At 67.4% G+C, this 24,317-nt stretch carries 18 protein-coding genes and 2 tRNA genes; 11 read left to right on the forward strand and 9 right to left on the reverse strand.

Annotated features, from left to right (window positions below):
• Window positions 1–11 precede the first annotated feature (11 nt).
• Together cmrA and lysA are read left to right on the forward strand one after the other, a co-directional pair.
• The gene (gene cmrA / locus NMI01S_RS24645) at window positions 12–803 is read left to right on the forward strand and encodes a mycolate reductase (RefSeq protein ID WP_063000815.1); all 792 of its coding nucleotides are present in this window, start codon (window positions 12–14) and stop codon (window positions 801–803) included.
• Between the two features lie 145 nt (window positions 804–948).
• Window positions 949–2,292: a diaminopimelate decarboxylase gene (lysA, locus tag NMI01S_RS24650; RefSeq protein WP_063000817.1), complete on the forward strand. Its 1,344-nt coding sequence runs from the start codon at window positions 949–951 to the stop codon at window positions 2,290–2,292.
• A gap of 51 nt (window positions 2,293–2,343) precedes the next feature.
• Here the strand turns inward: lysA and NMI01S_RS24655 are convergent, their stop codons facing one another.
• A complete protein-coding gene (locus NMI01S_RS24655) occupies window positions 2,344–4,068 on the reverse strand; it encodes a helicase HerA-like domain-containing protein (protein ID WP_084513210.1) in 1,725 nt (574 codons plus the stop codon).
• A 170-nt stretch (window positions 4,069–4,238) separates the two neighbouring features.
• Between NMI01S_RS24655 and orn the strand changes: the two genes are divergently transcribed.
• Both orn and NMI01S_RS24665 read left to right on the forward strand, forming a co-directional pair.
• Window positions 4,239–4,877 (forward strand): oligoribonuclease, encoded by a 639-nt coding sequence (orn, locus tag NMI01S_RS24660; RefSeq protein ID WP_036499070.1) that lies wholly within the window; start codon window positions 4,239–4,241, stop codon window positions 4,875–4,877.
• Between the two features lie 54 nt (window positions 4,878–4,931).
• Window positions 4,932–5,004 (forward strand) — tRNA-His (locus tag NMI01S_RS24665).
• Between the two features lie 90 nt (window positions 5,005–5,094).
• On the opposite strand, the gene NMI01S_RS24670 is transcribed toward NMI01S_RS24665, so the two are convergent.
• Window positions 5,095–6,651 (reverse strand): alpha/beta fold hydrolase, encoded by a 1,557-nt coding sequence (locus tag NMI01S_RS24670; protein ID WP_084513237.1) that lies wholly within the window; start codon window positions 6,649–6,651, stop codon window positions 5,095–5,097.
• 252 nt (window positions 6,652–6,903) lie between these two features.
• Complete coding sequence (locus tag NMI01S_RS24675) at window positions 6,904–8,088, reverse strand: L,D-transpeptidase (protein WP_063000823.1); 1,185 nt, start codon at window positions 8,086–8,088, stop codon at window positions 6,904–6,906.
• Between the two features lie 349 nt (window positions 8,089–8,437).
• On the opposite strand from NMI01S_RS24675, the gene NMI01S_RS24680 reads away from it, so the two are divergent.
• A tRNA-Lys gene (locus NMI01S_RS24680) sits at window positions 8,438–8,510 on the forward strand.
• A 659-nt stretch (window positions 8,511–9,169) separates the two neighbouring features.
• Here the strand turns inward: NMI01S_RS24680 and NMI01S_RS24685 are convergent.
• From NMI01S_RS24685 to NMI01S_RS24700, 4 genes are read right to left on the reverse strand one after another with little or no spacing between them, the layout of a single operon-like run.
• Window positions 9,170–9,982: an enoyl-CoA hydratase/isomerase family protein gene (locus tag NMI01S_RS24685; protein WP_063000825.1), complete on the reverse strand. Its 813-nt coding sequence runs from the start codon at window positions 9,980–9,982 to the stop codon at window positions 9,170–9,172.
• A complete protein-coding gene (locus tag NMI01S_RS24690; RefSeq protein WP_063000827.1) occupies window positions 9,979–10,992 on the reverse strand; it encodes a TIGR03617 family F420-dependent LLM class oxidoreductase in 1,014 nt (337 codons plus the stop codon). The genes NMI01S_RS24685 and NMI01S_RS24690 overlap by 4 nt, the downstream gene beginning before the upstream one ends.
• Window positions 10,989–12,020, reverse strand: a complete 1,032-nt coding sequence (locus NMI01S_RS24695; protein WP_063000829.1) for a phosphotransferase family protein — start codon at window positions 12,018–12,020, stop codon at window positions 10,989–10,991. The genes NMI01S_RS24690 and NMI01S_RS24695 overlap by 4 nt, the downstream gene beginning before the upstream one ends.
• Entirely contained in the window at window positions 12,020–13,135 is a 1,116-nt protein-coding gene (locus tag NMI01S_RS24700) for an Rv3169 family protein (protein ID WP_063000831.1), read from the reverse strand. The genes NMI01S_RS24695 and NMI01S_RS24700 overlap by 1 nt, the downstream gene beginning before the upstream one ends.
• 124 nt (window positions 13,136–13,259) lie before the next feature.
• Here NMI01S_RS24700 and NMI01S_RS24705 point away from each other — a divergent pair, with 124 nt between their 5' ends.
• From NMI01S_RS24705 to NMI01S_RS24715, 3 genes are read left to right on the forward strand one after another with little or no spacing between them, the layout of a single operon-like run.
• Window positions 13,260–13,868 carry a TetR/AcrR family transcriptional regulator gene (locus NMI01S_RS24705; protein WP_063000833.1) on the forward strand — a complete coding sequence of 203 codons (609 nt, stop codon included), beginning with the start codon at window positions 13,260–13,262 and terminating at the stop codon, window positions 13,866–13,868.
• Window positions 13,865–15,415: an LVIVD repeat-containing protein gene (locus NMI01S_RS24710; protein WP_063000835.1), complete on the forward strand. Its 1,551-nt coding sequence runs from the start codon at window positions 13,865–13,867 to the stop codon at window positions 15,413–15,415. The genes NMI01S_RS24705 and NMI01S_RS24710 overlap by 4 nt, the downstream gene beginning before the upstream one ends.
• Window positions 15,412–16,047, forward strand: coding sequence for a DUF305 domain-containing protein (locus NMI01S_RS24715; RefSeq protein WP_063000838.1), 636 nt, complete (start codon window positions 15,412–15,414; stop codon window positions 16,045–16,047). Before NMI01S_RS24710 ends, NMI01S_RS24715 begins: the two co-directional genes overlap by 4 nt.
• 10 nt (window positions 16,048–16,057) lie before the next feature.
• On the opposite strand, the gene NMI01S_RS24720 is transcribed toward NMI01S_RS24715, so the two are convergent.
• A complete protein-coding gene (locus NMI01S_RS24720; RefSeq protein ID WP_063000841.1) occupies window positions 16,058–17,302 on the reverse strand; it encodes a helix-turn-helix domain-containing protein in 1,245 nt (414 codons plus the stop codon).
• Window positions 17,303–17,447: 145 nt separating this feature from the next.
• Here NMI01S_RS24720 and NMI01S_RS24725 point away from each other — a divergent pair, with 145 nt between their 5' ends.
• The 3 genes from NMI01S_RS24725 to NMI01S_RS24735 are packed head-to-tail and all read left to right on the forward strand — an operon-like array spanning window position 17,448 to window position 22,518.
• A complete protein-coding gene (locus NMI01S_RS24725; protein WP_063000843.1) occupies window positions 17,448–18,458 on the forward strand; it encodes a poly(ethylene terephthalate) hydrolase family protein in 1,011 nt (336 codons plus the stop codon).
• Between the two features lie 22 nt (window positions 18,459–18,480).
• Complete coding sequence (locus NMI01S_RS24730) at window positions 18,481–20,865, forward strand: beta-glucosidase (RefSeq protein ID WP_063000845.1); 2,385 nt, start codon at window positions 18,481–18,483, stop codon at window positions 20,863–20,865.
• Window positions 20,866–20,916: 51 nt separating this feature from the next.
• Window positions 20,917–22,518, forward strand: a complete 1,602-nt coding sequence (locus tag NMI01S_RS24735; RefSeq protein WP_063000847.1) for an MFS transporter — start codon at window positions 20,917–20,919, stop codon at window positions 22,516–22,518.
• A 555-nt stretch (window positions 22,519–23,073) separates the two neighbouring features.
• Here the strand turns inward: NMI01S_RS24735 and NMI01S_RS24740 are convergent.
• The gene (locus NMI01S_RS24740) at window positions 23,074–24,255 is read right to left on the reverse strand and encodes a PP2C family protein-serine/threonine phosphatase (RefSeq protein WP_063000856.1); all 1,182 of its coding nucleotides are present in this window, start codon (window positions 24,253–24,255) and stop codon (window positions 23,074–23,076) included.
• Window positions 24,256–24,317: the final 62 nt, after the last annotated feature.

Consider the following 24,317-nt stretch of genomic DNA (forward strand, 5'->3'; position numbering starts at 1 on the left):
GCTCGGCGACCGTGAGCTTGCCTGCACCCACCGCCGACAACCGTGCCGTCGTCACCGGAGCGTCCTCCGGAATCGGAACCGCTCTGGCCGAGGAGCTCGCCAAACGCGGCTATTCGGTCATCCTGGTCGCCCGGCGCGGCGATCTGCTCGCCGAGCTGGCGCAGCGGCTGACCGACACCTACGGCGTGACCGCTGAGGTTCGCGCGGTGGACCTGTCCGATCGGGAACAGCGCGCGCCGCTGGTGGCCGAATTGGCCGGTCGCGAGATCGCCATCCTGTGCAACAACGCCGGTGTCGCCACCTTCGGCGCCGTCGCCGACCTGGACGCCGACGTCGAACGTTCGGTGATGGAACTGAACGCGGTCGCGGTCCACGATCTGACCCTGGCGGTGCTGCCGGGCATGCTCGCCCGCGGCGGTGGCATCCTGATCACCGGTTCGGCGGCCGGGAACATGGCCATCCCCAACAACGCCACCTATGCCGCGACCAAGGCCTTCACCAACACCTTCTCCGAATCGCTGCGCGGCGAGCTGACCGGCAGCGGCGTGCACGTCACGCTGCTGGCACCGGGCCCGGTACGCACTGACAACCCCGATCAGGACGAGGTCGGCAGCAAGATTCCGGACTTCATCTGGGTGTCGGCCGCCTACACGGCGAAAATCTCCATCGACGCCTTGTCGCGCAACAAGATGCGCGTGGTTCCCGGCCTGATCAGCAAGGGTATGAGCGTCGCAGGCCAGTACGCGCCGCGGGCGCTCACCGCGCCGATCGTCGGCTCGTTCTACAAGAAGCTGGCGGGCTGATCAGCAGGGTGTCAGGGCGGCGTCAAGATCGCGGCGCCGCTGGTCAAGACGGCGTATCGAGACGGTTCCGGCGCCTGTCACCGGCGTAGTCCTGACAGTGACCCCCGCAGTCGAGGAGAAAGCGGGGCACCACAGGAGACACGCCGTGACGTTGCTCGAGATCTTCCCGTCCCTCCGTTCGGGGATGGCGTCCCCGCGACTGGACACCACCGTATGGCCGTGCCGGACGCACTACGACGAACTGGGCCGCATCACCGTCGACGGGGTCGCCCTCGACGATGTCGCCGACCGCTACGGCACACCGACCTACGTGATCGGCGAGACCGAGATCCACACCCGCTGCCGGTCGTACCGCGCACACTTCCCGGATGCCGAAATCGTCTACGCCGCAAAGGCTCTGCTGACCCGCACGATCGCCGGGCTGGTCGCCGGCGAGGGCCTCGGCATCGATGTGTGCTCGGCCGGCGAATTGGCGATCGCCCTGTCGGCCGGAGTGGATCCGCGGCGAATCATCCTGCACGGCAGCGGGAAACCTTTCGCCGAACTGGAGTACGCGGTCGGCGCCGGTGTGGGGCGGATCGTGATCGACTCGCTCACCGAGGTGAGTTTGCTGGGCGCGGTCGTCGAGCGGCCGCAGCAAGTGCTGTTGCGCCTGACTCCCGATATCGACGTGCACGGACATCCGGCCGTGCGCACGGGGGTCAGCGATCAGAAATTCGGCTTCGCCCCGCACGACGAGACCACCGAGGAGGCGATCCGGACGATCATCGACCATCCCCTGCTGGATCTGCGCGGCTTCCACTGCCACCTCGGCTCGCAGATCCACGACCCCGCCCATTACGGAGAAGCGGTGCGGCGGCTCGTCGCGCGGATGGCGGAGGTCCGGCACGACTACGGCGTCTTGCTGACCCAGCTCGATCTGGGCGGCGGCCATGCGGTGGCCTACCGCGCCGGCGACGCGGAATTGAATCTGTCCGAACTGGCCGACATCATCGACGACGCCCTGGACGCGGCGTGCGCGCGAAATCGCTTCCCCCGTCCGGTGATCGCGATGGAACCGGGTCGCGGCATCGTCGCCCGCGCCGGCGTGACGATCTATCGGGTGACGGCGATCAAGCACGTTCCGGGCGGACGGACGTTCGTGATCGTGGACGGCGGGATGAACGACAATCCGCGGGTCGCCCTCTACGGGGCTCGCTACGACGCGGTGGTGGCGGGCCGGCATCCCACCGGGCCGACCGTCACCGCCACCGTGGCGGGACGCTACTGCGAGGCCGGTGACATCCTCGCCACCGATATCCGTTTACCCGCCGATCTGCGTGTCGGTGAGTTGCTGGCCGTGCCGTGCACCGGCGCCTACCACCACAGCCTGGCCTCGGCCTACAACGGTGTGGGGCGGCCGCCGATCGTCGCGGTCCGTGAGGGCCGGATGCGGGAGCTGGTGCGGCGCGAGACCGTGGAGGATCTGCTGCTTCGCGATCGGGGCTGAGCGGCAACGAGTCTCGGCGCGGGTCGAGTACCGTCCGATGTCCGGGGCTGCTCAGCGTTTGCGGGTGCCGAAGAGGCTGCGGCTGATCTCCCGGTCCGCGGCCGAGGCCGCCGAACGCAGGAAACTCTTCACCGCCGGATTGCTCATGATCCGTTCCGCCGCCGAGACGTCCGGCTCCGGCCCCCGCCCGCCGGAGCCCTGCGGCACCGGCTGCGGTTCGGGTTCGGCCGCGACGACTTTCGCCGCGAGCATCTCGTAGGCGGATTCCCGGTCGACGGTGCGGCCGTACTTCTCGAACAGTGGGCTCGACTGCGCGCGCGAGCGGATGCCGTCGTCGCCGATGGTGTTCATCAGCGACCGCGGTGGCCGCAACCGGGTCCAGGCCACCGGCGTCGGCGCACCCTGTTCGGACAGCACCGTGACGATCGCCTCACCGATACCCAATGCGGTGAGCGCGTTTTCGAGATCGTAGGCGGCGGTCTTCGGGTAGGTGCGCACCGTTCTCGACAGCGCCTTCTGATCGTCCGGGGTGAACGCGCGCAGTGCGTGCTGAATCCGCGCACCCAATTGCGACAGCACCGCATTGGGCACATCGGTGGGCAATTGTGTGCAGAAGAACACGCCCACGCCCTTGGAGCGGATCAGTTTCACCGTCTGCTCGACCTGCTCCAGGAACGCCTTGGACGCGTCGGCGAACAGCAGATGCGCCTCGTCGAAGATGAACACCAGCTTGGGTTTGTCGACATCGCCGACTTCCGGCAGGGTCTGGAAGAGATCGGCCAGCACCCACATCAGGAAGGTGGAGAACAGCACCGGCCGCGCCGCCTGCGATCCGAGTTCGAACAGCGTGATCACGCCCTGTCCGCCGGCGGTCCGCAACAGATCGGCGGGGTCGAGTTCCGGCTCACCGAAGAAGGTGTCGCCGCCGTCGGCCTCCAGATTCACCAGGGCACGCAGGATCACCCCGGCCGTCGCGGCCGAGACCCCGCCGATCCCCTTCAGATCCTCCTTCCCCTCCGGACTGGTCAGGTGCTGGATCACCGAACGCAGGTCCTTCAGATCCAGCAGTGCCAGCCCGCGTGTGTCGGCCCAGCGGAAGATCAGCCCGAGGGTGGATTCCTGAGTGTCGTTGAGCCCCAGCACTTTAGCGAGCAGAACGGGACCGAACGAGGTGATGGTCGCGCGAATCGGCACGCCGATCCCCTCGGTGCCGAGAGAGACGAATTCGGTCGGGAATCCGTGCGGCGCCCAGTCGGCGTCACCGGTCTGCGCGGCCCGGGCGGCGAGCTTGTCGTTCGATTCGCCCTGCTGCGCCAGCCCCGACAGATCGCCCTTCACATCGGCGAGCACCACCGGGACGCCTGCCGCGGACAACTGTTCGGCGATGCCCTGCAGGGTCTTGGTCTTACCGGTTCCGGTGGCGCCGGCGACGAGACCGTGGCGGTTCAGCGTGCGCATCGGAATCCGAACCCGCGCGGCCGGATCGATGTCCCCGCCGACGACGACCGCGCCCAGTTCCAGCGCCGCCCCCTCGAAGGCGTAACCGGCCGCGATCTGTTGTGCGATCGAATCAGCCTCGCCGGCACCCGGTTTCGCGCCGGCAGTCGGTGCTGCCGTCTCGGACTCGGCCGGTTTCGCATCGGTGGCCGGTTCGGCGGCGGCTTCGGCCTCGGCCGCCTCCGCCGCGGCCGCCGCCTCCGCCGCGACCCGGGCCGCTTCCTCGGCCGCCTTGCGCGCGGCCGCCGCCTTCGCCGCTTTGTCCTCGGAACTGGTCATCGCCGATCCTCCGTCGCCCTGCCCACCGCTGCCGACACCACTGGAAGCACGCATACACCTGGGCAAAACTGTAGCGGGAGGTTTGCCGGAAGGCGGCCGCAACGGGCCGGACGGCGCGCATCCGGTGCGGTCGGTCCGATTCGCACCGTCCGCGCACTAAGGTTGCCGGGGTGTCCGACAAATTGATGGTGTGGATGGATTGCGAGATGACCGGCCTGCGCCTGGACAGCGACAAGCTGATCGAGGTGGCCGCGCTCGTAACCGATAGCGATCTCAATATCCTCGGCGACGGCGTCGATATCGTCATCCACGCCGACGACGACGCGTTGGCGGCGATGCCGCCGGTGGTACAGGAAATGCACGCCAAATCCGGCCTCACCGAGGAGGTGCGCCGCTCCACCGTCACGATGGAGCAGGCGCAGCAGCAGGTCCTCGACTACGTGCGCGAGTGGGTTCCCACCCCCGGCACCGTGCCGCTCGCCGGCAATTCCATCGCTACCGACCGCGGCTTCATCGCCCGCGACATGCCCGAACTCGACGCCCACCTGCACTACCGGATGATCGATGTGAGCTCCATCAAAGAACTGTGCCGGCGCTGGTATCCGCGCATCTACTTCGGCCAGCCGGAGAAGGGCCTGGCCCACCGCGCCCTCGCCGATATCGAGGAGTCGATCCGCGAGCTCCGGTACTACCGGCGGACCGCGTTCGTTGCCGCCCCCGGACCCTCGACCGCCGAGATCGCCGAGATCGCCGCGCAGGTCAGCGCCGGTTCCACCGGCACCCAGCCACCCGCCACACCCGCCGATTAGGTTTCCCGGCGGTCTTCGCGCTACCATCTACCGCGCCGGTTGTTACCGGCAATGGTGACCGTAGTTCAGTTGGTAGAGCACCAGGTTGTGATCCTGGCTGTCGCGGGTTCGAGTCCCGTCGGTCACCCTGCAAGGGGCAGGTACGGAAGAGATTCCGGACCTGCCCCTTCGTCATTGATCCGAGTGTTCGACCTTCCGTCCGGCCCGATCGGGCGACTCATTCGATGAGCATTGTGGGTTCGCACGTGCGGTCCTGTTGCGGGAAGTCCCCGTCCCGGAAGTAGTCGTTGGTCGTGTCGAGAATGCAGGTGCTCAGACCGGGACGCAGCACCATGTGGATCCTGGTGTCGGCCAAGGTGATCAATCGAGATCCCGACATCTGCCGATGCAGTGCCACAGAGTGCGCATGAGGCGTCCGGTTGTCGCCGGTGGCGGACAGGATCAACGCGGGCACGGCATTGTCGACCACGGTCGGCGGTTCCACCGGCGGCGGCCAGAACGCACAGGGCTGGACGTTGCCGGCCAGTGCGGCGAAGATCGGCTGACTCGGGCGGGCCGCTTGAATCGCATTCCAATACCAGGCGGGATCGGCGGGCATCGGCGCGTCCGCACACCAGATCTGCACCATGACCGAGTCTTCGTCGTGCTCGTAGTACTCGATCTGCTGGTGCAACTGCGGGGGCACCTCGGGTGCGCGTCCCTCCGCCGCGTCGGCAACGGCCCGCACCGACGCCGCCAGGGCGTCGTTCAATCGCGCGTCCCGCAACATCGTCCACAGCAGATTCGGCAGCAGATGGTCGTCGAAGCCGAAGCCCTCGATCACGATCGGCGACAGCGACGCCCGGTCGATCAGGGCCTCGACTCTCCGGCGCACCTCGGGTACGGAGTCGCCGAGGTGATACTGCCGATCACGAACCGCCACCCAGCCGGCCCAGTCGTCGAAGGCCGCTTCCACCGCCGGCCCCCAGTCCTGTTGCAACCCGAGCCAATAGCGCTGCGGATCGATGGCACTGTCGAGCACCATGCGATCGGAGCGGCCGGGGAACAACTGCGAGTAGACCGCGCCGAGATACGTTCCGTAGGACACGCCGTAGTAGCTGATGCGGTCCTCACCCAGTGCCGCACGGATCACGTCCATATCGCGGGCGGTGTTGCGCGTGCTGAGCTGCCGCATCCAGTTCCGATCACCTCCGACCAGACACTCGGCGGCCAGTTGTGCCTGCAGGGCCGTTTCGGTGACGAATCCGGGTAATCCGACCCCTGCCGAGCGGATCGGGGTCGCGACCGGCCAGCCGCAGCGCTGGTGCCGCCCGGAGCGGGCGACGCCACGCGGGTCGAATCCGATCAGGTCGTAACGGCTCAGCACCTCCGGTTCGAGCACATCACCGACGAGGTCGAACGCATCGAGCCCCGGCGTACCCGGCCCGCCCGAATTGGTCAGCAGCACACCGCGACGGTGTGCGGTGTCGCTCGCCGGAATTCGCGAAACCGCGATGGGGATGCTCGGCCCGCCCGGGTCGGCGTAGTCGAGTGGCACCTCGACATCCGTGCAGACCGCGCCCTCCGCCACCAGGGCCGCGTCCTCGCACGGACGCCAGTCGAGATGTTGCCGCAGGAAGCGCGCCGGCGGATCCGCCGGTCCGGCGACCGCCATACCGGCCCCAGAGGCCATCGTCACCGCGAGTACCGCAACGATCACCGACGCGACAACCCCGCCGACATCGCGAGGACGACGCTCGGGGGACGTCACCGCGTACCGATCTCCAACACCCATGAGGACCTGACCCTTCAGCAAGTCGAGACCGAATCGCACCGGGAGCCACAGCCGACCACCCGGCGGAGCGGAGAACACTCCGGAAGAGCCAGGAACACAAGCGATTTCGGGACGCCACGGTGTTGCGCAGCTCGGCCCCGGATATCGCGGGAGTGGATCGGCGCAAGCAAGTGTAGCGTCGGATCACCGCGTGAGACCCGAACGACGAGCGGGCCTTCCGGATATCCGGAAGGCCCGCGTCGTCACCAGCGGTCAGCGGTTGGTGTCGGCGTTGCCGGCCTTCCACTCCGCCCACGAGATGTTCCAGTCGCCGAGTCCGTCGACACCGGACAGGGTGTCACCGACGGTGTTCTTGACGATCGCGATATCGCCGCGCTTGGCGTTCTCGTAGACCCAGCGGGCATCTTCCGGGCTCAGGTTCAGACAGCCGTGGCTGGTATTCGAATAGCCCTGCTGGCCGACCGACCACGGTGCCGAATGCATGAAGATGCCGCTGTAGGACATGCGTGTCGCCCAGTCGACCGGGGTGCGATACCCGTTGGGGCCGGTGGCGGCGACACCGTAGGTCGACGAGTCCATGATCATGTGGTCGAACTGGTCGCCGATGATGTAGATGCCGTTCTGGGTGGGCGTGGAGTCCTTGCCCATCGAGGTCGGCATGGTTCGAATCACCTGGCCGTTGCGTTCGACGGTGACCATCTTGGTGTTGTCGTCGGCGGTGAAGACCATCGGATCACCGATGGTGAAGCTGGAATGGATATCGGAGTCACCGATCAGGCCGCCGCCCAGATCGCGGCCGTAGGTGTTCACGTCCACCGTGACCTTGGTTCCCGGAGCCCAGAAATGTTCGGGGCGCCAACGCACTTCGCGATTGTTCACCCAGTAGAACGCGCCTTCCACCGCCGGTGTCGTAGTGATCTTGATCGCATCCTGCGCGACGCGGCGATCCGGAATGTTCTCGTCGAACTGGATCGCGACCGGTTGCCCGATTCCCACGACCTCGTTCTCCCCGGGCAGCAACCACGGATGCGTCTTGTTGCGCGGCGCGAGGGTTGTGAAACTGATGGCCGTCGAGGTGGTGCCACCGATCCCCACCGCCTCGGCCTGCAGGCGATACGTGCGGTTGAAGCCGAGTTGTTCGGTCAGTTGCCACGAGGTCCCGTCGGGCGCGATCTGCCCGGCCACCGGAGTGCCGTCCGGTGTGAGCAACGTGACAGCGGTCAATTTCCCGTTGTCCACCTTCACCGGAATCGGATCGGCCGGCGAAACCCCGACGGCGCCGTCGGCGATCGGCGTCAGCACCTTCGGTGTGACCAGGTCGACGGCCGAATTCGCCTCGATCACCGATCCACTTCCCGTTGCCCCGGAATCACTGCATCCGGTCACCGCGAGGGCGAGCATCGACACCACGCCCAACCACCCCGCCACCACTTTCATCCGCCGCGAGCCTCGACGTCCGCCCATGTGCAACCCCGTTTCATGCCTCGTGCGCAACCGGGAAGCCCAGCCACGCTGCTCAACCCACCACGCATGCGGGGATCGGTCGAGACCACGCCCACCCATTCTGCCAGGTGGAAGGATCGCAACCGGGTAAACACGACGAGCCGGCCCCGCACACTCTTGCCCGATTCATCCCTTCCGGCCCGTCAACCGTTACCGCATTCACGCAAGATCACGATCCCCCCTCGAACAGCCTTTGAACAGCCGATTTCACTTTCCGCCTACCCAACTGTTATGGTTTCTCCCGCACCGGAACGGAGCCTGCAGGCCCGATCCGGAGGTCCAAGCGCCATTAGCTCAATTGGCAGAGCAGCTGACTCTTAATCAGCGGGTTCGGGGTTCGAGTCCCTGATGGCGCACTTACTTCCCAGGTCAGACCATCGATTCGGGACCTGCATCTCTGCACCGGCGTAGATTCACCAAAAATACGCCAAGAACTCAGCACCACAACCAGCAGCGGTGCCCCCTACCCTGCCTTCGGCGCCGCCGCCAATCCGGCGCGCCGGTCCTGCGACAGGACTTCGTGCCGCTGATTCGAAGACGGCAGCAGCGATCGAATTTCTTCTTCTTGGCTGTCCAGTTCCGGAGGCCACCCTCCTGGTCACTTATGTGCGTCGGGCGCGAGCATTCACTCGACCACCCGTATGTGTCTTCCGTGACCCGTTCGGGCGATCGGAGCACCTCCCAGAACCTGGCGCACTGCGCGATACCGGACTTCGCCAACGCTTGCTGATCCGCAACAACCCGCTCGGGCCCGGCGACATCGTCGAGAGAAGCAAAGCCGTGGGACACCCGAAAGATCAAGCGTCACTTGACAACACAGTCAAGCGAATCCCGAGTTCCGACAGTGACACCTGACCCCCACACGGCCGACGTGTCCGGCGACACGATGCATCGCTGTTCTGTGGTGCCCTCACCAGAATGCGCCAGCCGTTTCGCGGCGGTGGTGGAGTTTGGCGCGATCAGGAGGCACATATTGGCACGTACGTCGCTCGCCTTCGCGAGTCCGGCCGGGGGCTCAGAACTTCGGCAAGTCCTTCCACTCCCTCGACAGCCGGGCGGACCACTCCGGTGTGCGGCGGCCGATCCGGGCGCGTATCCCTTCCGCGGCGTCGGGGGTGCCCATGACTCTCAGGTGCAGTTCGGTTTCGAGATCGGCGACCAGCGCGGGAGCGTAGCCGTGGATCGCGGTGTCCCACAGCAACCTTTTGCTCAAAGCCGCGGACATCGGTGCGACGTGGGCGGCCATGTCGGCGGCCATCGCGAGGGCGGCGGGCAGCACATCGGCGGGCGGCAGGCAGCGGGTGGCGAGGCCGAGGCGCACCGCCTCGGGTCCGTCGAACGTCCGTCCCGACAACAAGAGGTCGGCCGCGACCGACATGCCCGCGACCTTGGCCACGGTCCAGTGCGCCATCGCGTCGGGCACTACGCCGAGGCGCACCTGGGGAATGGCGTAGCGGGCGTTGTCTGCGACCACCCGGATATCGGCCTGCATCGCCAGAGTCAGCCCGATGCCGATCGCGTGCCCGTTCACCGCGGCGATCACCGGTTTTCGCAGGGCAAAGGCGGGCGGGTCGACCGGTGACGCGGAAAATGCCGTGCTGTCGGGCTTGTCGAACGTCGACGTGCCGTCGCTCAAATCCGCTCCGGCGCAGAAGGCCGGAGCGGCGCCGGTCAGCACGATGACCCGGACCGCGTCATCGGCATCCAGTTCGCGGTATGCCCGGCCGAGCGCACGGCCCATCGCGGCGGTGAACGCATTGCGGTGCGCGGGCCGGTCCAATGTCACCACCGCGACGCCGGCGGCGATATCGATCCGCACGTCGCTCATGCGACCTGCAATTCGGCGACCAGATCCCGGATGTGCGCGTCGGCGACGTCGTAACCCGGGAAATAGCAGCAGATACGGTCGGCGACCGCACCGAAGCGGGCAATGATCTCGGCGGCGCACTCTTCGGGCGTGCCGTAAACAGCGAGTGTCTCCAGCATCCGCTGATCGATCAGGCCGGTCATCGCGGCGGCCCGGCCGAGCTTGGACAGCGCGTTCAGTTCGGGCTGCAGCTCGTCCCACCCCTCGACGTCGAGGACCGGACGGTAGGCGGGCGTCGATCCGTAGAAGGCGAGCAACCGGCGGACACCGAAGCCGGCGGCCTCGAGTTCGGCGGCGGTCCGGCCCATCGCGACGATCACCTGCGGGTAGATCACCAGGTCCGCGGCATCGCGACCGGCACGGGCCAGGCCCTCGGCGATGGCCGGTTGGGTGCGTTCGGCGAAATGGCGGGCACTGTTGAATGGCATGACCAGTAGCCCGTCGGCCACCTCGGCCGCAGTTGTGGTCATGATCGGGCCGAGCGCGCCGAGGCAGACCTGCGGTATCCCACAGGGATTGGGTCCGGGATCGAAGGTGGGCGGCATCAGGGTGTGCCGGGTGAATTCGCCCTCGAAGCGCAGCGGCGTGCCGTACTGCCAGGAGCCCAGGATGGCCTTGACCGCCAGCACCGTTTCCCGCATCCGTGCCGCCGGCCGCGACCACTGGCCGCCGTACCGCTTGTCGATGTGCGCGCGGGTCTGCGACCCCAAGCCCAGCCGGAACCGGCCGTGGCTGAGCAGGTGCAGGTCATAGGCCGCATGCGCCAGATGCATGGGGCTGCGTGGGAGGGCGATGGCGACATTGGTCATCAGGTCGACCGGTTCGGCACCTATCGCCGCCAGCGTCAGCGGCAGGAAGACATCGTGGGCGCCCTCGAAAGTGAACAGTCCATCGGCACCGCACGCGATCAATTCGGCTGCCCGCGCGGCGGCTTCGTCGGGACGACCGTTCAGCTGGAGATCGACCTTCATTGTTCCGCCGCGAGCAATTGCTCGATCCGTGCGACGCAGAACGCGGTCACATCGACCTCCGGCGGCAGCTGCAGCCGGTGCGCCATCCGCAGCAGCGGGATACTGAGCAGGACAGCCGCCAGTATCTCGTTATAGCGCAGGTTGCGCACCGCCATCCCACTGCGTTCCTCGTAGCGTGCGATCGTCTCCTCCCGGGTCGGCGTTCCCGGAAGTCGTTCCGTATTCTCGAATTCCGAGCACGCCCAATCCAGGAACAGCATCCAGGCGAGGTCGGCCTCGTGGTCGCCGATGTAGGCGATCTCCCAGTCCAGGACACCGGTGACCCGGAAATCGCTGTCGTAGAGGATGTTCGACATGCGGGCGTCGCCCCAGCACAGCGTGACATGCTCGGGTTCGTACAGATTGGCGCGCAGCCAGTCCACGGCCCGGCGCAGCGCGGGCGGCGGGGTGGTCGAGGCCCAGTCGAGCGCGGCGTCGACATAACCGATCATCTGCTCGAGCGGCGCGGTACCGAATTGCGGAAACGACAGGAAGTCCAGATTCAGTGCGCGCCAGTCGAGGCGGTGGATCTCGGCGATGGTGTCGACACAGCCCCACCACATCGTCGCCCGCTGGGCCGGCCCGGCATCGAAGTACAACCCGGCGCAGTGGTAGGACGGCAGGTCACCGGGCGCGCTGCCCTCGATCCGGTCCATCACGAAGTACGGACTGCCGAGGGCTTCGGTGCCACGATCCAGCCACCGTACGGTGGGAACCGGGAGGGCAGTGTCGGTGAGCCGACGCATGACCAGAACCTGTCGCAGCAGGTCGTAGTCGGGAAACAACGCCACCTCGGGCGGGCGGCGCAGCACCAGCGACACCGGTTCGGCGTCGTCGCATTCGACGTCGAACAGGAAGGTTTCGGTCGCCAGCCCGCGCGGGCTGGCCGACCAGTTCGCCACCCGGACGGAATCCGCGCCGGGAAATCCGGCGCGCAGCGCGGGGACGACAGCGGTCGGCAGATCGGCTGCCGTGGGTCGGGCGATCATCAGTAACCCTCGTATCCGTAGCGGTCGTTGCGACCCATGAACACCATCTCGACCAGCCCGTAGCCGATCTTGCCGTCGCTGCTCTCGATCCTGCAGAAGGTTTCGGTGAGCATGCTTACCTGACGTAGCTCGTCGGTGTCGTTCAGATCGACGGTGAAGCCGTCACTGTAGGAGGGGCCCTTCCAGATCCCCGACGCGTATCCGCGATACATGTCGTAGCCCGCCAGTCCCGGCCAGAAGTCCTGTAGCGCGGTGACCGTGAAGGTGCGGGTACTGCCGTCGGCGGCGTTCGTGGTGAACGACCCCTCGGACACGATCCGGAAGTCGTTCCGGAACCGCAGGTCGTGGGTCACGCTGACGATCGGCACAGTCGGCGCCTGCGCCTCGAAGGGTTGCTGGATGGAGCCCTCGAAATGCCAGCGCTGCCCGTCGGCGGTCTCGCGCTGCGCGAAATGCACCAGCTCGTCGTCGAACTGGAAGATGCCCATGAAGTACAGGACGCCATCCGGGATCTCCGGAGGCTGCAGGCCCGCGCCCTCGCCGAGGCTGCCGCCGCCGCCACCGTGGCGGGTGCCCCAGGAATGGTCGCGGCCGAACCACCAGGTGTCGGGGTCGATGTCGATGCGCTCACCGTCGACCTCGAGCCAGCCCGAGATCCGGCCGTTCTGGTAGTAGCGACGCGCATCCTCGCGGACCCGGCCCCTGGTGCGGAAGAATGCGGGCTCCTGCTCGTAGGCGGGGAACCGGCCGTGGAAGTTCAGCTCGAGACGCAGGCCGTGATCGTTGTCGGCGAGGGTGGCGCGCACACCGCGCAGCGGTTCGGTGATCTCGTAGCGGTAGGGCCCGATCTGCCAGGCGCCGAGATCGTCGTAGTTGCCGCCGATCTCGCGCGACAGCCGCGCCACGTGCGCTTTACCGTCCACGGTCACCATGGCGTAGGCGTCCATGACGTTGCGGTTGGGGTAGCGCGCCATGCCGGTCATGACGCTGACCCGCCCGGTGGTGTCGAAACCGTAGAGCACGATTCGCTCGGTCCAGCGCAGATCGCTCTGCGCGACGTGGTCGAAGGTCGTGGGCAGTTGATGGCAGAGCAGTTCGTCCTGGGGAGTCAGCACGGCATGTCCTTCGGGTGCGGGAGTGGAACGGGTTTCAATTTAACTAATTTGAATACGCGATGAAGCGTTTTTCAAAAACTCCCAGTTCGGCTATGCTCTGCGCTCATCGAAGGAGGTGTGATCGGTGACCGAACACAGCGAGGCCAGGCAGGGCCCCGGCCGCCCGCGCGACCGGCAACTGGACGAGCAGGTGCTGCGCGCCACTCAGGAACTGTTGGTGGAACAGGGTTTTCAGGCCACGACGATCCAGGGTGTGGCACGCCGGGCCGGGGTGGTCGCCACCTCGATCTACCGTCGGTGGCCGAACAAGATTCACCTCGTCGAGGACGCCATTTTCGCGCTCGACACGGGGGTGGTGCCGCAGCCCACCGGCGATATCGGCGCCGACCTGCTCGCGTGGACCCGGCTGTTCTTCGCCGCCGCAACCCACCCGGCGGCTCGCTCCGGCATCCCGGGTCTGCTCTCGGCTTACCACGACGACGAGCAGAGCTACCGGCGGCTGCGCGAACGCGGCGAGGGCCTGGCACGAGTGGCCCTGCGCGCCACCGTCGACGCGGCGATCGAATCCGGTGCAGTACCCCCCGGCTGCGATCCCGGTCTGATCTTCGAATTCCTGCGCGGCGCAACGCTACTGCGCGCCCTCACCCGCGGCGACGAGGACGGCGACCAATTCTGCCGCCAGACCGCCGCGGCACTGGTCACCCTCGCCGTCCACCACGAAAGTACGACATGAGAACGTTCTCTCGCCGGCTGCTCGCCGCTACGGCGGCCGTGCTGCTGGTGCCCACAGCCAGCGGCATCGCGCAGACCGACTCCCCAGGGGTCGTGCTGGAAAACCGCGATATCGCCGAGACCGCCGTCCCCCGCGCCACTTGCGGGGGCGACGCACTACCCGAACCAGGCTTGCAAGGCGACGTGCCCGCCGCCGAACGCGACAGTCACGCCAGCATGCACGGTTACCGGTGCAACATCACCCGCATCGGCGGCTATGCGGGCCGCGGCGCCGGGATCACCTCGACACAGTTCGAGCACTGCGTCTACCTGGGCAGCTTCTTCCCCGGCAACCTGCTCGGTCCAGCGCAGGGCGTGCAGGTGGTCAACGTCGCCGACCCGGCGCATCCGGTGCTCACCGCCACACTCACCGAACCGGCCATGCTGGCGGGAACCTGGGAGAGCCTCAAGGTCAACGCCGCGCGAAAGTTGCTGGTGGGCACCGGAGTTCCCGCATTCACCGGTGCCGGGCTCATCTCGGTCTACGACATCTCCGATTGTGCGCATCCGCGCCTGCTCAACCCGGGACCCGGCACCGATCTGAGACTTCCGGTACCGATCACGGCACACGAAGGCGGATTCTCCCCAGACGGCCGCACCTATTGGGCCTCCGGCGTCATCCCCGGGATCGTCAGCGCAGTCGACCTGACCGATCCGGGCAACCCTCGTGTGATCTGGCAGGGCATGCCGGGCCAGTCCATGCACGGCATGGGCCTGAGCGCCGACGGCAACCGCGTGTACCTGGCCAACAATATGGGCGGGCTGACCATTCTGGACACCTCCGCGGTGCAGCGACGCGATCCCGATCCGCAGGTGCCGATCATTTCCCAGCTGACCTGGACCGACGGCTGGGCGACTCAGCAGAACGTCCCCGTCACCTATCACGGCGTCCCCTACCTGTTCAGCGCCGACGAGGCCGGATCCGGCGGCGTCAAACTCATCGACATCTCCGACGACACCCATCCGCGGGTGGTGAACACCATCAAGCTGGAGATCAATCTGCCCAAGCACCGCGACAGTGCCATGGCATCCAGCATGGGCGGCTCGCTGTTCGCCTACGACGCCCACTATTGCTCCGCCGACCGCCTGGTGAACCCCACCGCACTCGCCTGTGGCTGGATCTCTTCCGGCATCCGGGTATTCGACGTGCGCGACCCGTTCCACGTGCGCGAGATCGCCTACTACAACCCGCCCGCGCGCACCGGCCAGAACACCGAGCTGTGGAACTCCCCGCACGCGTTGGCCTCGATCATCGGTGTTCCGCTGCTCAGCGCACCCTCGGTGATGCAGGCCATCCAGTCGGGCGCCTTCGATCCCCAGCAGGCCCAGAGTTCGCGCACCGGCGATGTAGCCTTCGGCGACCTCTCCACCGACTGGTGCTTCTCCGCCCCCGAGTGGCGCGGCAATCAGCTGTGGGCCGCCTGCGCCGACAACGGCCTGCTCACCCTCGAATTGTCCCCCCAGGTGTACACCCCGCCCGCGGACCAGCATTCGACGGTCGGCTCATGAGCAGGCGAATAGTGCTCAGCGCAGCGGTCGCCGCGTCGATCCTGTTCCTGATGGTCCTCGGCGCGGCCCTGCGACCACTCATGGTCTCCGAGACCGCCACTGCCCCACCGGTACTGACTGCCACGGAGATCGGCTTCGTGCAGGACATGACCGCCCACCATCAGCAGGCACTGATCCTGGTCGAGCGCCTGGCCCCCGATGTCGATCCCACTGTCCGGCGACTGGCCGGCCAAATCGCCGATGCCCAGCGCCTGGAGATCGGCATGATGCTCGGCTGGCTCCGGTTGGCCCGGGCGACCCAGACCAACCCGCATCCGATGTCGTGGATGCCCACCGGTCACCATACCGCCGCGCCGCCGATGACCATGCCCGGCATGACCATGCCCGGCATGGCTACCCGCGCGGACCTCGATGCCCTCGCCCGGGCACGCGGCGGCGAAGCCGAAACGCTGTTTCTTCGCCTGATGTATCGCCACCATCAGGGCGGCGTCGCCATGGCGCAGATGTTCGATGAGTTGTCCACCGGGGGCCCGGTCGAACAGGCAGCCCGCGACATGATCAGCACCCAGAGCCAGGAATCCGGGATCATGGGTTTGCTGCTGGCCCAGCGCGGCGCGGCCGCCACCGGCTGAGGACCCGAACTCAAGCGGGCGCGACCAGCTCGCGGATGGTGGTACGAACCTCGCGGACTGCCGGTACCGCGGCGAATTCGACCGATTCGTGCCAGAAATCCGACAGCCGCGCGGCCGCGCGACCGGCCGGGCGGCCTTCCGCCGACAGCGCCAGATTGGCCTGCTCGGCCGCGTGGTCGGGCTCGCCGAGCATCAACTGCAGGCGAGCGGAGGAGATCGCGGCCATCGTTGGTGACACGAACTCCTCCGACAGGGGCGGGCGCACATCACCGAAGGCGATCCGTGCCAGGTCGGGACGGGTCGCGATGAGCTGACGGTAACTTCTGCCGAGCAGCCGCCACTGCTGGCCCGGCCCCGGCCAGTCCCGGCGCGGTCCGAGGAACATGCCGATGGTGGCCGCGGTGAGGCTGCGGTCGGCGGCGCGATCATCGGCCACCGCCTCGGCGGCTTCGCCACGGCATTCCGCGGCCACCACGATCGCGCGCTGAAACGCGGCCTGATCGCCGAGAATGCCGTGCGCGTACGCCTCCACCTCGGCCAGAGCCACCCGCAACAGTGGTGTCGCGGTACGGCGCGCCAGATACTGGGCGAGCTGCGCAACCTCCCGCGCCTCCGCCGGCCTGCCACTGTCGAGGAGCTGCCAGGTCGACTCGGTGAGGATCGCCGCGGTCAGCACCGAGTCCCCCGCGGCGTGGGCCAGCCGCGCGGCGGCGACCGAATACCGCCGCGCACCGGCGATGTCCTCCACGTCCCAGCACATGGCAGCGGCAATATCGGCCAGCTCCGCACCGACCACCAGAGCGCATCCATACCTGTTCGAGGCCGAAAGCTGCTGCAATCGGGGAAGACTCGCGTCCAGCCACGCCGTGACCGCGTGGCGCGGCGCGTGCCCGTCGCACCATTGCCTGGCACGCGCCCAGGTCGCGAGCTGCTCGGCGGCCGCCAGCTCCGTCGCGGCGAAGTTGGAGGGCCGGCCGCGCGTGTGCGCGCGTGGCGGCAACAGCAGCGACGCCAGTTGACTGGGCAAATCGTCGAACTCGTTCATCGATTCGACGGTCAGCCGGTCGCGCACGTGATCCAGCGGCAGATTCAGCGCCGACTCGTAGGCGGCCACGTGTTCAGCACGCACCGCGCGGGCCCCGGTCTCGAGCTGCCCCAGGTACGGCTTGGAATAGTTCGTGCGCGCGGCCATGCCCTGCAAGCTGATCCCCGCAGCATTCCGGGCGACACGCAGCGCCGAGCCGACCTCACTCATGCGAGGTCCGCGACAGTGCGGGCCGAGTCGTTCATCGCTTCGAGAATACGACGCCGTACTTCCCCCGCGGGAGTGTCTGCAAAGAGTCTGCAAGACCGCGCGGTCCGCATTGCCTGGACCATCGGCCTACCTATCGTCCGACAGCGTGAGCAACAACATTGTTTCCTCCGATCGGCGCTCGCGCACCGGCGCGCGGCTTGCGCTGATCTTCCTCGCGCTGATCTCCCTCGCTGCGACGGGGATGACACCGGCAGCGGCGACGCCGACCTACCAGCCCTCCGGCCGAGTCGAGGCCACCTATTACGCGCCGGGCCCCTGGGCGGTGGCCGAGCGGACCGGTGTCGACTGCTGCGCGTCGACCGGCGAGAGCTATGACATCTGGTATCCGGCCGATCTCGCGGCGGGCGGTGTCCACCCGGTCATCACCTGGGGCGACGGCACCATGGCACACCCACGCGAATACGCGTACCTGCTCTCCCATCTCGCGTCGTGGGGATTCGTGGTCATCGCCGCCGACCGGACCGACACCGGTACCGGTATCCAGATGCTCGACGCGGTGCGGTATCTGGACCGCCAGAACCGCGATCCGAACAGCATCTTCAGCGGCAAGATCGACACTCGCGCGGCCGGAGCGGCGGGACATTCGCAAGGCGGCCTCGGCGCGTTGAACGCGCTCGCACGCGGCGGCGGCACCGTCAGCACCGCGGTGACCGTCGAGATGCCGCTGTCAGCGGTGTGTGCATCGCTGCCGTCCGTCGACGGCCAGAGTTCCTGCGTCGACCCGACCGCGGTGACCACGGGATCGGTGCTGTTGATCAACGGTTCGGCCGACGGCATCTCGCCCGCCACCCAGCCGGTCCCACCGGAGCTGATCGGTGCGCAATCGATGCAGGCGTACTACGACGCGCTGCCCGCCGGGCTGCCGAAAGCCCGCGCCGCAGTGGTGGGCGCCCAGCACAACGACATCCAGGGCCAGCCGGACTGCACCAACTACAGCTGCACCGAGGGCGTCTACCGCTACCTCGGCTATCTCACCGCCTGGTTCATGGACCGGCTGCGCGGGGATGCGGCCGCGCGCGGCGCGTTCTCGGCCGGCACCGGCGAACTCCTGCACAACCCGCACTGGTCCGACCAGGCCAGCACCATCACGCCCTGACCGACGAAAGGCTGCTCTCTCCATGCAAGACCACATCGACGAACTACTCGCCAAGCTGGATCTGGACGGCAAGCTGCGGCTGATCTCCGGCGCGAGCCTGTTCCGGATGGCCGGTGACCCCGCGATCGGACTCGCCGAGATGCCGGTGTCCGATGGCTCGTCCGGGGTGCGGGGCGAGAACTGGGACGAACGCGATCCGTCGGTGAGCCTGCCCTCGGGTACCGCCGTCGCCGCGACCTGGGACCCGGAGCTGCTCACCGATATCGGCGCGCTCATCGCCGCCGAAGCCCGCCGCAAAGACGTCTACGCGGTACTCGGCCCGACGATGAACCTGCACCGTTCCCCGCTGGGCGGTAGGCATTTCGAGTGCTTCTCCGAAGATCCGCTGCTCACCGCCGAGATGGCCGAGGCGTATGTGCGGTCGGTGCAGGCGCATGGAGTCAGCGCGTGCCCGAAGCACTACGTGGCCAACGATTCCGAGACCGATCGGTTCACCGTCGATGTCCGCATCGACGACCGGGCACTGCGTGAGCTGTACCTCTACCCGTTCGAGCGCACCGTCGAGGCGGGGGCATGGATGATCATGGACGCCTACAACTCCGTCAACGGCGCCACCATGACCGAGAACCCCCTACTCGACGAACCACTCAAGGGCACATGGGGATTCGACGGTGTGGTGGTCTCGGACTGGACCGCTGTCCGCACCACCGCGAGCGCAGCCGCGGGCACCGACCTGTGCATGCCGGGCCCGCCCCACCTCTGGGGTGAGCCGTTGGCCGCCGCCGTACGCGCCGGCGAGATCGCCGAGTCGGCCATCGACGACAAGGTGCGCCGCATCCTGCGTTTCGCCCAGCGAGTCGGAGCCCTGAACGCAACCCCGCGGCCCACACCGGCTTTCAGCGAGGAGCAAGCGCAGGCCCTGGTCCGCCGGGTCGCCGCGCAGGCGATGGTTCTGGTGCGCAACGACAGTGTCCTGCCGCTGTCACCGGACACGACCGTCGCCCTGCTCGGACCGTCGGCGGGCGAACCTCGCTTCCTCGGCGGTGGCAGCGCGACCGTGATCCCCAGCCACACCACCACCCCGCTGGATGGCCTGACCGGTCGACTGCCGGTGACCCACACCGCGGGCGTCCACCTGTCCGAAGACCTGATTCCCGCTCCGTTGGCGATCATGACCGATCCCGAAACCGGAGAACCGGGACTGTCCGCACGATTCCTGACAGGTGACACCGTGATCGGCACCCAGCACCGCTCCACGAGCCGCCTCGTACTACTCGGCGAACCGCTGGCCGCGAGATCGACCATGGTCGAGATGCGCACCCGGCTGCGTGCCGACCTAGCCGGCGACTGGCAGATCGGTTTCGGCGGTGTCGGCCACATCCGGCTCGACATCGACGGCGAGACCGTGCTGGACGAGAACGTGACCCTGGAATCCGGCGATCCGGCGGCGGCCCTGCTCAACCCGGCCCAGCGGCATGTGACTCGCACGCTCGCCGTCGGCGACGAGGTCGAGGTACTGCTCGTCACCAGCATCGAGGAAGCGATGCCCGGGCTCGGCATCATTCTCGGCGCAACCCTCGGTATCCGGCGTCCGCAGCGTGCTGACGACGAAGAGTTCGCGGCCGCGATCGAACTGGCGCGCGCGGCCGAGGTGGCCGTGGTCGTGGTCGGCACCACCGAGCAGATCGAGAGCGAGGGCGTCGACCGCACCTCTCTGCGACTGCCCGGCCGTCAGGACGACCTCGTCGCCGCCGTCGCGGCGGTCAACCCTCGCACGGTCGTGGTGGTGAATTCCGGTGCGCCGGTGGAGATGCCGTGGCGCGACGACGTGGCCGCAGTCCTGCTGTCCTGGTTCCCGGGCCAGGAGTTCGGCGCGGCGCTGGCCGACGTGCTCACCGGTACCACCGAACCCGGCGGGCGACTGCCGACCACCTGGCCGAAGACCATGGCCGACGTCCCGGTCCTGAACACCACACCCGCCGAGGGCGTCCTCGACTACACCGAAGGCATCCACGTCGGCTACCGCGCCTGGCTGCGGGCCGGGAAGGAACCCGCCTATCCGTTCGGCCACGGGCTCGGCTACACGACGTGGTGGACCGATGACCTCGCCATCGAGGGGCGCATCGTCTCGATCACGGTCACCAACACCGGCCGCCGCGAAGGCAAACACGTTGTCCAGGTCTACCTCTCGCGCCCGGACAGCGCGATCGACCGCCCGGTCCGATGGCTGGCCGGCTTCACCGCCGTCACCCTGGCCCCAGGCGATTCCCGGACCGTCTCGATCCCTCTGCCCGACCGCGCCTTCCAGCATTGGGGACCGGACGGCTGGGAGACCGAGCCCGGCGAGTTCACCGTCCAGGTAGGCACCTCGGTCGCCGATCTCCCCCACACCGCCCTCATTCACTGACCTCTCCGAACGACCAGCTCGAACGCAGTTCCCGAACAACGGAGCGTGGCCATGTCCACCAGTACTTCTCGACTCGACAACGACGACACCGGTCGCATCGACGGTGCTTCGCGCACAAGGATTTTCACAGTCCTGGCGGTGATCGTCCTGTTCTCCGAGATCGCCCCGATGCAGTACACGATCGTCGCGGCGGCACTACAGAAGATCGCGCCGAGCTTCCCCGGCGTCGGCGCCGACATCAACTGGGCCGTCATCGTTTTCGGGCTGGTCGGCGCGGCCGCGTCTCCGTTGATCGGCAAGATGAGTGACGTGTGGGGCAAGAAGCGGATGTTTCTCATCTGCGGTGTGCTGTTCGTCATCGGCTGCGTGCTCGACGCGACCACCTCGAACTGGGCCGTCTTCCTGTTCGGGCGCTGCCTGCAGGCCACTGCCATCGCGACCGCGGTGGTCGCCTACGGCCTCATCCGAGACCTGATGCCGCGCAGAATGATTCCCCTCGCACTCGGTTTCACGGCGACCGGTTTCGGTGTCGCCTCCATCGCGGGTCCGATCCTGGGCGGCTACCTGGTCGACAACCACAGCTGGCGTGCGATCTTCTGGGTACTCGCTTCGTTCAGCCTGGTGATGCTGCCGGTGGTGTGGCTGATCGTGCCCGAATCCACGCTGCGGGTCTCCGAGCGGATCGACATCATTGGCGCCGCACTGCTGTCCGGCGGCGCCGCGCTCACCCTCATCTACGTCGACAAGGGCCACGACTGGGGTTGGGCGAAGCCGGCCACGCTGGCCTGGCTGATCGCGGGAATCGCACTGCTCGTACTGTTCGTCGTTGTCGAAAAACGTGTCTCGACACCGATCATGGACATGAGGCTGCTTTTCCATCCGCGCGTCGCGCTGGTTCTCGCCGGTGCGCTCTTCGCGTCGCTGCAAATCGGCATCGTCTCCTACGCCATCGCCTACATGGCCCAGACCCCACCCGAGTCGACCGTCGTCGCCGGCGTCCGGCAGGGCGCACTGGCGAAAATCCAGGAAGTGACGAGTCAGGTGCTGCCGCCCGAGGCCGTGCACGTCGGCCTCGACCCCGGCTACACCTACGGCAGCGGGTACACCCTGCTCGAGTTCGCCCTCCGGATCGCGCTCCTCGGTTCGGTGATCACGATGATCTTCGGCGCAGTGGCCGGCCTGCTGGCCAAGCGGATCGGCGCCCGCTTACCTCTGGTCGTAGCTCTGTTCGTCTTCGTCGGCGCCGGGATAGCCTTCGCGGTCCTGCCGCTGACCTCCGCCAACTTCCTGATCGTGAACTCGATCTTCAGCATCGGATTCGGGATGTACTACGCCTGCATGCCGATCCTGCTGGTCGAAGCGGTTCCCCAGGAACAACAGGGCATCAGTCTCGGCATGCTCGGCGTCATGCAATCCATGGGCGTCGCAATCGGCCTGGCCGTCGTCACCGCGTTCCTCTACAACAACGGCATGAGCGCCCTGGTGAGCGTCGGCGGGCAACCCCAACCGGCTACCCCGGTCCCCAACCTCTTCGGCGACCACGGCTACCAACTGGGATTCCGGGTCTGCGCGGCCGCCTCGGCGCTCGCCCTCTTGCTCGCGCTGGTGATGAAACACGGCCGCACCCCAGCCACCGGCGGGGTCGCCCACTGACATCGTGGTGATAGTCGGCAACGGTCGATTCACCACAAAGTAGGGATTCCATCGAGGTTGAAAGCCGCACCCCCGTTTTGTGCTGCGGCGAGTCGATGGTTGAGATCGTGCCGCGCCCGCCGGTGCAACCGGCAGGGCTGGTGTCGTCGACATCGACACGCAATTGCGCCCTCTCACCGCGCAGCGCTGCCCCGCATCGCCGCACCGGCCGTTACGGGTCGTCGATGTTGCGGGCGAGTGCCAGCCGTCGTCTACACCGATCGCCCGCGGGTGTTCAGAACCTTGACCGGCAAGATCGTCACCATCCTGGTTGAGGACACTCATCCTCTGCTGCGACTGCGCGTCGCTCGGCACGTCCGCCTTCGGGGCAGTGGGTCCGATGCCCTCGGCGTCCGAGGCAGCATGCGAGCCGCACGTGACAGCGTCGATCCATGGGGCGACGAGTCCGAGTGCCTGTCGGTGTATACACACCTTCACTCGGCCCACTGCGCGGTCAGGGCTGGAGCATGTCGCAGGCAATGACCGGTCGAGCAGGTCGATCGGTCTCGGGTCGGCTCAGTTTCTACGAGGGGTGTTCCAGTCGATACAGACCACGACGGCATCATCGAGCAGATCGGTACCCTCGTGGTAGTCGAGCAACTCGGTGATGATGGCGCGCGCGGCTTCGGAGGCGGGTAGGTTGCTGGAGGCGTGGATCGCGAGATCGAGGTTGGTGGTGCCGTATTCGACGCCGGTGGGGGCCTGCGCGGCATGGACTCCGTCGCTGACGATGACGAGCCGGTCACCGGGTTCGATCTGGAAGGTTTGCTCATGATAGTCGGTGCCGTCGAACATCCCCAGCGGCAGTTGCGCCTCGAATTCGATCAGATCGACGACCCCGTCGCGCAGCCGCAGCGCGCGGGGCGAGCCGGCGTCGATCACGCCGACACGTCCGGTGGCGACCTCGAAGCGCAGCAGCAGAGTCGCGACATGCCGGCTGCCGCCGTACTGGGCATAAAGGGCCTGATCTGCTAGTGATGCCTGGTCGGTGATGTCCAGCCCAGCGCGGCGTGCGTTGCGCAGAGCGCTGATAGCCAAGTTGGTCAGCAGAGCCGCCTCGATGCCCTGGCCCATGCCGTTGGAGACGGTGACGGTTAGGTAGTCCGCTGAAGTGCTCCAGTCGAAGTTGTCCCCGCCGATGGTGTAGGCCGGTTCGAGCTGCCCTCCCAGGGAGTACTCCGCGCGGGAGCAGCCGCGTCCTGGCAGCAGTTGCCATTGCATCTCCGCGGCGAGGCTGAGGCGCTCGTGACGGCGCGCTTGCAGGTAGAGGTCGGTGTCGCGTTCGGCCACGATCAGTTCGTGCCCCAGCATGGTGGCCAGCCGGGCCAGTACAGCCTGCTCGTCGGCGGTGGGCGTGACCGGCAGTTGGACCCGCAGGATGCCCAGCCGGTCGCCGCGCACGGCCACCGGCAGATGGATCACAACTCCTTCGGCGGCCGGGCCCGGTTCCAGCAGCACCTGCTGGGCGGTGAATGCCCGGCCGGCGGTGGTGGTCCTGATAGGCAGCGGTGTCGTGGTGTGGGGCAGGTCGGTGACCGGCTGCAGCATCGACAATCGGTAGTCGGCCAGCAGCAGGTCCACCGAGTTCGCCGCGAAATCAGCCTGCAGCGTGGCCCGGATGACGTCGAGCAGGGCATGGGGGGCGCTGGCGCGAAGCGTGGTCTCGACGGGGCCGAGAAAGTCACCATGGCGGGTCATGTGGCGCCTCTGTGGGTCGATGAGCCCCCGGGGGCTACGTGGCTGCGGTCGATCGCGACGAT

Origin of the sequence: Nocardia mikamii NBRC 108933, assembly GCF_001613505.1 — a bacterium.
Lineage (GTDB): Bacteria > Actinomycetota > Actinomycetes > Mycobacteriales > Mycobacteriaceae > Nocardia > Nocardia mikamii.

Coding starts and splice junctions, on each gene's coding strand:
- NMI01S_RS24655 (WP_084513210.1), bottom strand. CDS start 4,068: ATGACCAGTTCCGAGGACAAAGCGGCGAAGGCGGCGGCCGCGCGCAAG.
- NMI01S_RS24670 (WP_084513237.1), bottom strand. CDS start 6,651: ATGGGTGTTGGAGATCGGTACGCGGTGACGTCCCCCGAGCGTCGTCCT.
- NMI01S_RS24675 (WP_063000823.1), bottom strand. CDS start 8,088: ATGAAAGTGGTGGCGGGGTGGTTGGGCGTGGTGTCGATGCTCGCCCTC.
- NMI01S_RS24685 (WP_063000825.1), bottom strand. CDS start 9,982: ATGAGCGACGTGCGGATCGATATCGCCGCCGGCGTCGCGGTGGTGACA.
- NMI01S_RS24690 (WP_063000827.1), bottom strand. CDS start 10,992: ATGAAGGTCGATCTCCAGCTGAACGGTCGTCCCGACGAAGCCGCCGCG.
- NMI01S_RS24695 (WP_063000829.1), bottom strand. CDS start 12,020: ATGATCGCCCGACCCACGGCAGCCGATCTGCCGACCGCTGTCGTCCCC.
- NMI01S_RS24710 (WP_063000835.1), top strand. CDS start 13,865: ATGAGAACGTTCTCTCGCCGGCTGCTCGCCGCTACGGCGGCCGTGCTG.
- NMI01S_RS24715 (WP_063000838.1), top strand. CDS start 15,412: ATGAGCAGGCGAATAGTGCTCAGCGCAGCGGTCGCCGCGTCGATCCTG.
- NMI01S_RS24720 (WP_063000841.1), bottom strand. CDS start 17,302: ATGAGTGAGGTCGGCTCGGCGCTGCGTGTCGCCCGGAATGCTGCGGGG.
- NMI01S_RS24730 (WP_063000845.1), top strand. CDS start 18,481: ATGCAAGACCACATCGACGAACTACTCGCCAAGCTGGATCTGGACGGC.
- NMI01S_RS24735 (WP_063000847.1), top strand. CDS start 20,917: ATGTCCACCAGTACTTCTCGACTCGACAACGACGACACCGGTCGCATC.
- NMI01S_RS24740 (WP_063000856.1), bottom strand. CDS start 24,255: ATGACCCGCCATGGTGACTTTCTCGGCCCCGTCGAGACCACGCTTCGC.